At 42.4% G+C, this 11,818-nt stretch carries 9 protein-coding genes and 1 other RNA gene; 4 read left to right on the top strand and 6 right to left on the bottom strand.

Features of this window, described 5'->3' with window-relative positions; all coding sequences use genetic code 11:
• Positions 1 to 49 precede the first annotated feature (49 nt).
• Positions 50 to 408, bottom strand: a transfer-messenger RNA (tmRNA) gene (ssrA, locus tag HUS62_RS06985).
• A gap of 277 nt (positions 409 to 685) precedes the next feature.
• On the opposite strand from ssrA, the gene HUS62_RS06980 reads away from it, so the two are divergent.
• A complete protein-coding gene (locus HUS62_RS06980; RefSeq protein WP_175078988.1) occupies positions 686 to 2,311 on the top strand; it encodes a FapA family protein in 1,626 nt (541 codons plus the stop codon).
• Here the strand turns inward: HUS62_RS06980 and rnt are convergent.
• On the bottom strand, positions 2,295 to 2,975 hold the full coding sequence (gene rnt / locus HUS62_RS06975) for a ribonuclease T (RefSeq protein WP_175078987.1): 681 nt from the start codon (positions 2,973 to 2,975) through the stop codon (positions 2,295 to 2,297). The genes HUS62_RS06980 and rnt overlap by 17 nt on opposite strands.
• A 216-nt stretch (positions 2,976 to 3,191) precedes the next feature.
• Here rnt and HUS62_RS06970 point away from each other — a divergent pair, with 216 nt between their 5' ends.
• The gene (locus tag HUS62_RS06970; RefSeq protein WP_054561850.1) at positions 3,192 to 4,070 is read left to right on the top strand and encodes an OmpA family protein; all 879 of its coding nucleotides are present in this window, start codon (positions 3,192 to 3,194) and stop codon (positions 4,068 to 4,070) included.
• 21 nt (positions 4,071 to 4,091) lie between these two features.
• Here the strand turns inward: HUS62_RS06970 and HUS62_RS06965 are convergent, their stop codons facing one another.
• Entirely contained in the window at positions 4,092 to 4,997 is a 906-nt protein-coding gene (locus HUS62_RS06965) for a DMT family transporter (protein ID WP_175078986.1), read from the bottom strand.
• Positions 4,998 to 5,403: 406 nt separating this feature from the next.
• Here HUS62_RS06965 and HUS62_RS06960 point away from each other — a divergent pair, with 406 nt between their 5' ends.
• A complete protein-coding gene (locus tag HUS62_RS06960; RefSeq protein WP_082710851.1) occupies positions 5,404 to 6,606 on the top strand; it encodes an aromatic amino acid transport family protein in 1,203 nt (400 codons plus the stop codon).
• A gap of 58 nt (positions 6,607 to 6,664) precedes the next feature.
• Here HUS62_RS06960 and ggt read toward each other — a convergent pair whose 3' ends face one another.
• Together ggt and HUS62_RS06950 are read right to left on the bottom strand one after the other, a co-directional pair.
• Positions 6,665 to 8,323 (bottom strand): gamma-glutamyltransferase, encoded by a 1,659-nt coding sequence (gene ggt / locus HUS62_RS06955; RefSeq protein ID WP_175078985.1) that lies wholly within the window; start codon positions 8,321 to 8,323, stop codon positions 6,665 to 6,667.
• Between the two features lie 76 nt (positions 8,324 to 8,399).
• On the bottom strand, positions 8,400 to 8,945 hold the full coding sequence (locus HUS62_RS06950) for a GNAT family N-acetyltransferase (RefSeq protein WP_175078984.1): 546 nt from the start codon (positions 8,943 to 8,945) through the stop codon (positions 8,400 to 8,402).
• Positions 8,946 to 8,994: 49 nt separating this feature from the next.
• On the opposite strand from HUS62_RS06950, the gene HUS62_RS06945 reads away from it, so the two are divergent.
• Positions 8,995 to 9,363, top strand: coding sequence for a hypothetical protein (locus tag HUS62_RS06945; RefSeq protein WP_175078983.1), 369 nt, complete (start codon positions 8,995 to 8,997; stop codon positions 9,361 to 9,363).
• Positions 9,364 to 9,404: 41 nt separating this feature from the next.
• Here HUS62_RS06945 and HUS62_RS06940 read toward each other — a convergent pair whose 3' ends face one another.
• Positions 9,405 to 11,627: a TonB-dependent receptor gene (locus tag HUS62_RS06940; protein WP_175078982.1), complete on the bottom strand. Its 2,223-nt coding sequence runs from the start codon at positions 11,625 to 11,627 to the stop codon at positions 9,405 to 9,407.
• Positions 11,628 to 11,818 lie beyond the last annotated feature (191 nt).

Here is an 11,818-nt window from a genome sequence, read left to right as displayed (position 1 = left end):
AAGTTTTGGCAATAAAAAAGGCCGCTCTGAGAGCAGCCTTTTTCATATTTGGTGGAGCTGGGGGGATTTGAACCCCCGTCCGAAAAGCCTCGACCTTTGGTACTACATGCTTAGTATCGTCTTTTAGTTAACCTTATACAGCTCGGACGAACACGATCTGCAAAGGCGAGGCCGCTTAGTTTTAGCCCTTCAACCCCGGCCAGGGTTTCCGTAGCGAGTCCGTGTAGGGTGACACTTCAGAACCGGGTCCACAGACATACACCGGAGAAGTGCTAGCGGGCTATTATGCCGCTAGAGCGTAGTTATCGTCGTTTGCGATTACTTTAAATTGCGGCTTTTTTACGAGGCCAACCGCACCTCGACATGCACCTCGGGCGTCTTGAATTCCGTCGAATCCTAATCAGCCCCTGAATTTGGTATCTCATTCAGAGTGTTCGTGCAGTATAACTGAGTAGCCTATTCAGACTCAAGGCATTAATCGGGAAATTTTTGCTAAGTGCCTTTGAATGCTGAATTTTCAGGCAGGAAAAATCAGTTTTTATACATATTTTCACATTTTAATCATACAAATTCTTAACATAGTACAAAAGTTGTGCTGAAATAGGAAACGTTGTTACCCTTCTTCAAAAAAACCTGTAACAACACATAACTATAATAACAGGCAGTTTTTTACAGGGCTTTTCAGATGTCGATGTTTTCATTCGATGAACAAAGCGGCTATGTCACTTTGTGTGAGCATCCTCGAGATGCGGGTTTTCCTACTACGAGTTCTCAATTAATTGAATTACTTGAGCAGTCTCCTTATGCCAGCTACGAATATATTGATGCCAATATAGGCAAGTTGTTTATACCTAGCAGCCAATATCAAAACCAATCTTTAGTGGTTGCTAAAGCCGTTGATGCTCACCTTGAAGTAAAAGTCGATGCTAAAAACATGGTGGTTGAAGCAAGCTTAACAACTGCCCGTGGCGGTAAAATTGTCAGCATGGATATGGCGCAAGAGGTGCTTGCAGAGGCGGGAGTGATTAAAGGCATTAGTTTACGTGCCCTTGATACCTTTTTAGGCCAACAATTTAAGCAACCACCCGGCGCACATTACACCGCAATTGTTGCCCATGGCAGAATGCCCAAAGAAGGCACTGATGCTAAATTCGTGCGCTTATGCTCCACCGCACAAGACCGCGTTCTTAGCCCGCAAGCGACCTCTGGCGGTAAAGTCGACATGCGTAATTTAGGTGCCATTATTACCGTTAAGCCGGGTACACCATTAATGCAGCGAGTTCCTGCAACACCCGGTGAAGATGGCTTTACTGTGTTTGGTGATGTAATGCCTGCAAAACCTGGTAAAGACTTACCTCTTGAGCCATTCGAAGGAACACGTATCGATCCAAACAATAGCGATATGTTGATTGCCGATGCTAAGGGCGTGCCTGTTGCCCTACCCCGCGGTATGCGCGTGGATGACGTATTGTGCTTTCATCATGTTGATGTAAGTACGGGCCATGTCGAATTTGATGGTAGTGTCATTATCAGCGGTGATGTAAAAGATGGTATGCGCGTCAAAGCCACGGGTGATGTGACGGTATTAGGCTTTGTTGAATCAGCCACAATTGAAAGTAAAAGTGAAGTCACCGTGATGCTTGGGGCTGTTGGCAGAAAGCGTGAAAACGTTGAAAACTTTACCTGCAACATCACGGCTTCGCGCACTATCTCAGTGGGTTATGCTCAGTACTGTCATATAAAAACAGAGCAAGATTTATTCATTGAACGCCAGGCTTTGCATTGTGATTTAAGTGCTCGCCGCCTTATTCGAGTTGGCAAAGCCAATAACCCGCGAGGCAAAATTATTGGTGGCAATATTTTAGATGCGATGCGAATAGAAACCGGCGAGCTTGGTGCGCCATCAGGCACTAAAACACGGGTTTTCATTGCTCAGTATTGGCATGATTTACGCCAGAAGCAGCAACAAATTAATGACTTTGAAAAGTTGTTAGCGACAAAAGCAGCAGCTCTACAGCAAGCACGCAAAAAGGCCAATAAAATACCCGACCCAGCTCAACGGGCGCATTATATTAAAAAGATCACTGCCAGTGAGCAGCAGATCAAAATTAAAACAGCCAACACAAAGAAAAAGAAACACTTAGTGAAAATTAAGATTGCGCGCTTATTAGCAACAAGCCGCTTAAAAGTGAATGAATTAATGCATCCAGGGGTGGAGCTTAAGATAGCGCAAGAGAGTAAACAGTTTTCACGTATTTACCCTCCTAACATGGTGCGTTTTTTTGAAGGTAAGATCACTCAGTCGTTTTAGCGGCTGAGTCTGGTTCTTCTTCACTTGCTTCAGTTTCAGGCAATGGCCAACCGCCGAGTTGTTGCCAGCGATTAACGATTAAACAAAACAGTTCTGCTGTGCGTTCGGTATCATAAAGTGCTGAGTGAGCTTGTTTATTATCAAACTCAATACCTGCCGCCCTACATGCTTTAGCTAATACTGTTTGCCCAAGTGCAAGACCTGCCAATGATGTGGTATCAAAACTAACAAATGGATGAAATGGCGTGCGCTTAATTTTACAACGCTCAATGGCGGCATTTAAAAAGCCGTGATCAAACGCTGCATTATGTGCTACTACCACTGAACGCTGACAACCCGCTGCTTTTTGTGCCTTGCGCACAACTTTACAGATTTCTTTAATCGCTTCTTCTTCAGGCACCGCACCACGCAGCGCAGAAAAAGGATCAATACCATTAAACTCAATGGCCGCTTGTTCAATATTCGCGCCTTCAAATGGCTCAACATGAAAATGCACAGTATGATCAATACTTAACACGCCGTCGTCATCCATTTTCAGTACAGATGCAGCAATTTCTAATAACGCATCGGTTTCTTTATTAAAACCTGCGGTTTCAACATCAATCACAACAGGAAAAAAGCCACGAAAGCGTTTTGCGAAAAGAGTTTGTTCAGTATTTTCCATAGTCTTCTTGGTTTGCCAGTGTAAGCTGGCTATTATGTCAAAAACCACGGCTACTCTGCTAGAGTAAATAGTGTGAAATCGCAGATTCTTACTGAGTTTTTAGGCACATTACTTGCTTTATATTAATCAGCTAGCCCTGTGTTTAGTATGCTGAAGCAATTAAACACAAAAATTGCCAATTATTTGGCATTGATGATTTGTTGGAGAATTACCGTGATGAAGCTTTCATTACTTCCTTTAAGCCTAGGCCTATTAACCTCAGTTGCAAGTATAAATGCGCATGCAGCCATGCGTGAGTATACCGCTAATGCTGATATGTCGAACTGGCAAATGGTTAAAACATCTCGCTTAGAATGCCAATTAAATCATGAAGTTCCTTACTATGGTGAAGCAATTTTCAGCACCACTGCCAGTAAAAATAAAGACGTAAACTTTAACCTTGATATGGTCGTACGCCCAGACAACTACAGTATTGCTGGTCTAAAAGCCGTACCACCTAGTTGGCGTGCTGGTATGCCCGCTCGCGACTTAGCAAATATGAAGCTATTACGTAAGTTTGACGGCGAGCTTGGCAACAAAACTGCTTGGGAAATGCTCACCGAACTTGAAAAAGGTTACCAACCGACATTTTATTACCAAGACTGGCAAAACAGTGCCGATAAAATTGCCGTTGGTTTATCGAGTGTCAACTTTAAGCAAGCTTATTGGGCGTTTTTACAGTGCCGAGACGCAATGCTGCCTTACAGCTTTGAAGATATTTCGTTCACAGTGATGAACTATGAGCCTAATACCAGCAAGCTGACTAAATCATCACAAAAACGCTTAGATAAAATTGGCGAATACTTAAAGTACGACACCAACATCGAATCTATTTCAATATCTTCTTACACCGACAGCTACGGTGGTCGCTGGAACAACCTCGAATTATCAAAAAAACGCGCTAAAGCGATTAAGGATTACATTGTTAGCTTAGGGGTCGATGAAAGCAAAGTAGATACCGATGGTTACGGTGAAAAGCGCCATGTTGCTAGCAACGACAACATTTTAGACAGAAACAAAAACCGTCGTTTAGTCATTCAAATTGCAAAAATGTAGCCGCTGAAGCGGCTACTAGCTTTAACTCATTTCTACCGACTTCACGCGCTTAAAGCGCTTTAACCACTTATCGCCAAATTGAAAAAATGCGAGGCTAATCATAATGATGGTCGCACCAACAATCAGTGCTTGGTCAATAGGCTCATTATTAAGTAAACCACCAATCGCGATTGCAAAACTTGGTGTGATCAAGGTTGTTAATGCGACCGTGCTTGCGTTCAACTTCTGCAATACATGAAAATACGCCAGCGCACCAATTAGTGAGCCAAACACGCCTAAGTAAACAATTGAGTACAGTGATTTTGCACTCCACATCTGGCTATTAAGTTGGCCATCTACCAGCAACCAAGTAATAAAAAACAGTGGTGTTACAAAAACCAACGCGCCAAATGTGGTAGCCATTGGATGAATAGCAATTCTTACCCGTTTGATCATCACACCGCTCAAACTAAAAAAGCACACTGCCATAAATACATATAACAGGCCACTAAGCTGCTCTACTCCCCCTTGAATATGGCGTTGGCTTACTAAAAATAAACCAATTAAGGCACAGCCAAGTGCGCCAAGCTTAATGGCGCTAAACTTAGGCTCGTTCAAGATTTTTTGCGCAAGTAAGCCCGATAAAATTGGTGCAAGGCCAAACATTAATGATATTAACCCAGAAGGCACTGTTTTAGCGGCCATGTAACTTAATAACATGCCGCCAAAAATACCTATGCTTGAATAGCCATAAAGGAATAAAGCACGGCGATGCCAGGGCACTCGGATATTGGCAACAGCAACGACAAACGAAGCCAACACCAGCCCCACCAGCATGCGTAAAAACACAGCCAGGGTTGGTGCTACCGTTTCACTACTCCAAACAATACCCAGTGGTGTTGTTGACCAAATCACCACCATTAAAAAATATGAGGCTTTAACAGGCACAAGCTTATTCCTTTAAAAAGGCGAAAAAAGCGGAAGAGAATTTAAACGGGAAATAACCAACCGCTTAGAACGCGGTTAGTAAAACTTACTTAATTAACCGCAGCACATAACAGACCACACGACTGACGAAGTCAGGCGCATACAATTGTTTGTTGGTCGTTGGTTTAGCTGCATCATGGTATTTAATAAAGTAAGTTGAAGAAGCTTAAGAATCCGCCTAAATGGTGATTTTGTCAACACGTATACTCATGCTATTTGGCAAAAAGATTTTTGCTGATTTCAACAGCCTGTTTGCACATGTAAATCATAAGTTACATTTAATTTCTTTGATTTATAACAAAACTATTTAAGTTTTGTTAAACAAGTTATATCTTGCTTGCCTCTCACGAAGTTTAAGGGGCAAAAAGTGCTTAAAAATAAAACAATAGGTAGCATGTTAATTGTTGCTGGCACCACCATAGGTGCAGGGATGCTGGCATTGCCTATCGCCTCCGCAGGGCTTGGTTTCACAACAGCGTTATCACTAATTTTTTTAACTTGGGTTTTAATGACCTACACAGCATTGCTAATGCTAGAGCTGCATCAATATGCCGACAGAGATGCAACCCTCAATACGTTAGCTAAATCATGGTTGGGTAAACGTGGGCAATGGGTCGCTAACTTTTCAGTAATGTTTTTGTTTTACGCATTATGTGCTGCGTATATCGCAGGTGGCGGCGCGCAATTACAAGAAAAGCTCAACAATGGTTTATCGCTTTCTTTAGCGCCGCAAGTTGGTTCAGTTATTCTGGCCGTTGTGATTGGTACTGTGGTGACACTCGGTACCAGCAAAGTCGATAAACTTAACCGCGTACTGTTCACTATTAAAGTATGTGTATTAGCCAGCTTATTTTATATGCTGACACCTTATGTTCATGGCCAACACTTACTTGAAATGCCTATTGAACAAGGTCTGATTTTATCTGCAATCCCGGTGGTGTTTACCTCGTTTGGTTTTCATGGCTCTATTCCGTCGATTGTGAAATACGTGGGTTTAGATATCAAAACACTTCGTAAAGTAATGGTGGCAGGTGCCGCATTGCCTTTAGTAATTTACATTTTTTGGCAATTACTTAGCCAAGGCATGATGAGTCAAAGCGACTTACTACAAAGCCAAGGGTTACCCGGTTTTGTAAGCAGTGTCGCTAGCATTGCTCACAGCCCACATGTTGCCACAGCAGTAAACATTTTTGCTGATTTAGCGTTGGCCACGTCTTTCTTAGGGGTGAGTTTAGGTTTATTCGACTTTTTTGCTGATGCATTTAAAAAAGGTGATGGCAGTAAAGATCGTATCAAAACAGCCTTGATCACCTTTATTCCACCGCTAGGCTTTGCGCTATTCTATCCACAAGGGTTTATTATGGCACTTGGCTACGCCGCCATTGCGCTGGTTATTTTAGCGGTGTTTTTACCGGTTGCTATGGTCTATAAGCAACGAAGCAGCAAACCTGATGCGGGTTACCAAGTTAAAGGCGGTAATATTGGCTTAGCACTGGCCGCCCTGTTTGGTGTACTTATTATTAGTGCTCAAGGTTTACAAATGGCGGGGCTTATTCCAGCGATTGGTTAAACAGCTCATCAAAAAAAGCACCCTCGGGTGCTTTTTTTGTGTCTGGCTTAAGGTGTAATTAAAACACCATCGCCTTACCACGGCCAGATGCTTCAGAAGCTGCATCTAATTTACCGTCTTTATTGATGATCACATGCATATCACCAAAATGGCGTTCATCGAGTGTATAACCCATTTTCTCAAGCGCTTTAACAACCTTTGGTTCAAGACCAGTGTGGTATCTAATCACATTTTTAGGCCATAACTGGTGATGAAAGCGTGGGCTGTCTACCACTTGCTCTGCTGTCATATCAAATTCAACCGCATTTAAAATTGACTCATACACAGAGCTAATAATCGTGGTACCACCCGGAGAGCCAGTTACCATTTTAACTTTGTTATCCTGAAGTAGAATGGTCGGTGTCATTGAGCTCAACATGCGTTTATGGGGTTGAATTTCGTTAGCTTTACCACCAATTGCACCAAATACATTCATCACACCGGGCTTGGCACTAAAGTCATCCATTTCATCATTCAAAATAAATCCTGCGCCAGATACAACCACGCCGCTACCAAAACTTAAGTTGGTGGTCGTGGTATTCGCAACAGCATTGCCCCACTTATCTAGAATAGAAAAATGCGTTGTTTGCTCACTTTCGTGTAAACCTGGTTTGATGTTCTCGGTAGTTGAAATAGCATCTGGGCGAATTGTACTTGCACGATTGCTAAGATAATCATCTGCAAGTAGAGCTGTTTTTGGCACCTCATAAAAATCTGGGTCGCCTAAATATTCTGCTCTGTCGGCAAATACGCGTTTACCTACTTCAGCCAAAATATGAACATAGGTGGTCGAGTTGTGCTCAAGCTTTCCTTCTGGCTTTGCCAAGTCGTACATTTTTAGCCACTGCAAAATAGCAATACCACCTGAACTTGGCGGTGGCGATGTGAGCACTTCGTAACCGCGCCAATTACCTTTAATCGGTGTACGCGATTTAGCTTGATAAGCTTTTAAGTCTTGCTCAGTAATAATACCGCCGTGTTGCTTCATAAACGTCGCAATGATCTTCGCTGTCTCACCTTCGTAGAAACCTGCTTTACCTTGATCACGAATACGTTTTAGTGTGGCGGCAAGTTCCGGCTGCTTAAATACCTTATTTTCTTTGGCATCGGCAAAGTAATCAGCAAAGTTAATGTTTACCGACTTTTTGGCCATTCGCGCAATATAACGCTCGATACTCGCTGCTAGCTTAGGGTGCACAATAAAGCCCTGCTCGGCTAATTTAACTGCAGGCTCTAGCAGAGTCTTCCACTCTAAGCTGCCGTGCTTTTGATGGGCAAGCCACATTCCAGCAACACTGCCCGGAACACCACTTGCGTGAATACCGTACACAGACATGTTATCAATGACATCGCCTTTATCATCAAGGTACATATCGCGATGAGCTGCAGCTGGGGCTGTTTCGCGGTAATCAATAAAATCACCTTTACCATCTTTTTGGATCAGCATAAACCCGCCACCACCAATGTTACCGGCTTCAGGTAAAGTAACCGCTAATACAAACTGTGCCGCAATTGCCGCATCAACGGCGTTACCGCCTTGCTCTAAAATAGCGCGCGCCGTATCACTGCTGTAACTATCTGGCATCGCGACAGCCGCTTGTTTTGCAAAGCTTGACGGATGAAAGAATATCGCGGTAACGATCAACAGATGTGCCGCGTATTTGACTAAATTTGCCATGGTACTTCCTTTTTCTTGATGTTATTTTGACCATTTAGACATGTCAAACCGATAAGGTCAATTAGTTACGGTTAACTTAGCTAAGCTGCTCTTTAGGACATGAATAAAGTACTGCAGGTAATTCACCTTGCTCATCTTTATGGGTATAGTTTTTTACAAACTTAAGGCCTAGTTTTTCCATCACCTTTATTGAGCCTAGGTTATCTTTAAGTGCTGTGGCACTGAGCGACTTTACTTCTTCTGGCTCGCTTACGGCTTTAGCAATGGCAAGTGCAGCCTCAGACGCAAAGCCTTTGCCCCAGCTCATTTTTTTAAAGCGCCAGCCAATTTCTAAATCACTAAAATCAGGCTGTTCAAAAAAGCCCATGGGCCTGACTAATACCCAACCGATAAAGGTATTGCTCTCTATGATATTTACTTGCCAAAGCCCCCAGCCTTTTTGCTCATTTTTATAGGCATTCAAGCGTGGAATAAACACCTCTTTAATGGTCTGCATAGTGGATACTTTGCCGCGAGTGAGATGTTTCATTACCTCAGGGTCGTTATCGAGCTCATAAAGTAGCTCGGCATCATTTTCATCCATTAACCGAAAACTTAATCGTGCTGTTCTAGCTATATTCATTTTTTATTGCTTATACTGCTTTATAGTTGATTAACTATTAGAGAAAAATATGAACAAATTAGCAAGCTTAGTTTTATTAGGCTGTATTGCCTTAACGGGTTGTGATGACGCAGAGCAAGCCAAGAAAGATGCCAACGAAGCAAAAGAGGAAGTAAAGCAAGCCCTAAATGATGCTTGGAGCGACGTAAAAGACGCCACCAACGAGTTTAACGACGACTCACTGCAAGAGTTACTCGAAGAAAGTAAAAAGATGGGCTTGAGCATGTATGACGACGGTAAAGAAATTGCCTTAGATGCATGGATTGAGAGTAAAGAAGCAGCTGGTGAGCTTTCTGAAAAAACCAAACAAAAAGCAAAAGAACTGGCTGAAGAATTAAGAGAAGCGCGCGAAAAACGCGAACAAGAGAAAAATAATTAAAAAGAAAGGGCAAGTATTTACTTGCCCTTTTTTGTTAGTGATTAAAGCTCAAATTCTTTTTTGAATTTTAAGCCAAATTCACTACGGTCATTGCTGCGCATTACGCCAACAAAACCAGATTGTTGTAAACGACCCACATCGTATACTTCGTTTAACACGTTCTCACCGTAAAGAGTCACTTCAAAGTCACCGTTCGGGTTTAAGTAAGAGATGTTGAAACCCACTATTTCACGCGAGTCAATATGTTCACTTTGGTTGTAAACTGATTGACCTTGCATATCGCTGCGGTATGAGTAGTTAGCGTTTACTGCCACTGTGCCACCGTTACTTAAATCAATGAAATAAGAAGGTGCGACCATCACAGTCCAACGTGGTGTTAGTGCTGGTGAGTCACCTTTACCAATACCTAATACACCGTCATCTACTTCTGTGATTTCTGAATCTAGGTAACCAATTGCGCTACGTAGCGTAAAGTCATCAGTAAATGCGATTGTTGTCTCAAGCTCGATACCTTGTGCTTTAGACTCACCCGCATTTTCTACGATAGTAACGAAACCGCCACCTGCAGTTGGATCTGAGAATGGTAATGCCAGGTCGGTATAATCAGTGACAAACACCGCAAGCATCATAGATACATCTTCATGTACCTGACCTTTAAGGCCTAGCTCGTAGTTAATTGCTTTTGTTTCATCGAAAGAAACAAATTGATCTGGGCCACCAAATGGACGCGGTGGGAAACCACCTGTTTGATAACCTTTTTGGATTTGGCCATACACGTTCATGTTATTGCTAAGCTGGTACGACGCATTTAAATCCCATGTTACCGCATCAAAATCAGCACTTACGTATTTACGTGTCGCAAACGTTGGGAATAAGGCATCGGCTTCTTTTTTATCTTTTGAATAACGTAGACCACCGCCCACAGTTAAATCATCGCTTAGGTCATAGCTTGCATTGATATAAGCTGCGTATGAGTTAGTCTCTTGGTTGATATCAAAGTAACCAAAATCACCAAAAGACGCTGTAGTACCATCATTCAAAAGGCCATCAGGTGTGTTGAATGGGCTAAATACAAACGGGCCAGAGCTTGTGAAGCCATCTTCATTAAAGAAGTATAAGCCAGACACAAAGTCCATGTTATCGAAGCTACCGTTTAACTGGGTTTCGAATGAATATTGATCTGCACCGCCTTCTTCTGGGAATTCAGATAAGTTAAGGGCAACAGCGTCATCATCAAGACCCCCTTCGTATTCTGAGCTACGGTAGCTGGTGATGAACTTAGCTGTATACGCATTATTGATATCCCAGTCAGCTGTTAATGAAGTACCCCAGCCTGAATAAGCCGTCGACTCAATACCCGCTACCGTCGTTGCTAAGTCATCAGGATCGCTTGGTAACATGTCTTCAGTAAGTAATGGGAAATCACCATTGAATGGGTCATTCGGATCAAGTGGCGCCGTTAGTTCAATTGTGTATGGTGATTGGCCTGATTCGTTATCAACACCATCAATTGAGAACACAAAAGATAAGTCGCTGTTTGCTTGCCATTTAAGCGCCATACGACCACTTAACTCTTGCTCTTCACCAATTTCTTTTTCTGGGTTAGCAAGGTTAATTGCTTCACCTACACCATCGCGTTGCTTATAAGACACGCTTGCCGACATGCTTACAGTGTCTGTAAGGCTGTTATTAAAGTAAACGTCACCAGCTAAACGACCACGGCTACCTACTTTTGCATTTGTAGTCACAATGCCTTCATCACCAGGTTGCTTAGTAATAATATTTACTGCACCACCTAATGTGTTACGACCGTACAAAGTACCTTGTGGACCACGTAATACCTCTACACGCTCAACATTTGGTAATGATAAGTTAGAGCCCATTTGGCGACCAAGGTAAACACCGTCTAAGTAAACACCTACACCCGGATCAGTTGTGATCACGTGGTCTTGTAAACCAATACCACGAATAAATACAGATGCATGGGCCGCATTACCTACACCATAACGCGTGATATTTAGGTTAGGTACGTATTTACCAATGTCTTCTAGGTTGCTCATGTTCGCTTTATCAATCAGGTTTTCACCGATTGATGTCACTGCGGTTGGCGACTCAAAAATGCTTTCTGTACGCTTACGCGCTGTTACTTCGATTTTTTCAAAAGCATCTTGTTTAGCAGTGGTTTTTTCTTGCTCAGCAAAAGCTGAAGTAGATAATGCAGCAACAATGGCTACAGTTAACTGTGAGAGGTGACGTAATTTCAATTAAAACTCCAAAGGATACCGTGTGTGTGTATTTTTACCCGTAAATTTCAGGCATAAAAAAAGACGCTTAGCTATAAGCATCTTTCCTCTGGAGGGGTATTATATGTCAGTTTTGTGAGAATATGTATAATTATTTTAATTTTTATTAAAAACTGTATAAATAAACCACATTACCTCCATATTTTAGAATT

The sequence above is a fragment of the Pseudoalteromonas sp. 0303 genome (assembly GCF_013349995.1).
In the GTDB taxonomy this organism is placed as follows: domain Bacteria; phylum Pseudomonadota; class Gammaproteobacteria; order Enterobacterales; family Alteromonadaceae; genus Pseudoalteromonas.
Note: the sequence above shows the minus strand (reverse complement) of the source record. Positions and strands in the feature narration are given on the sequence as shown.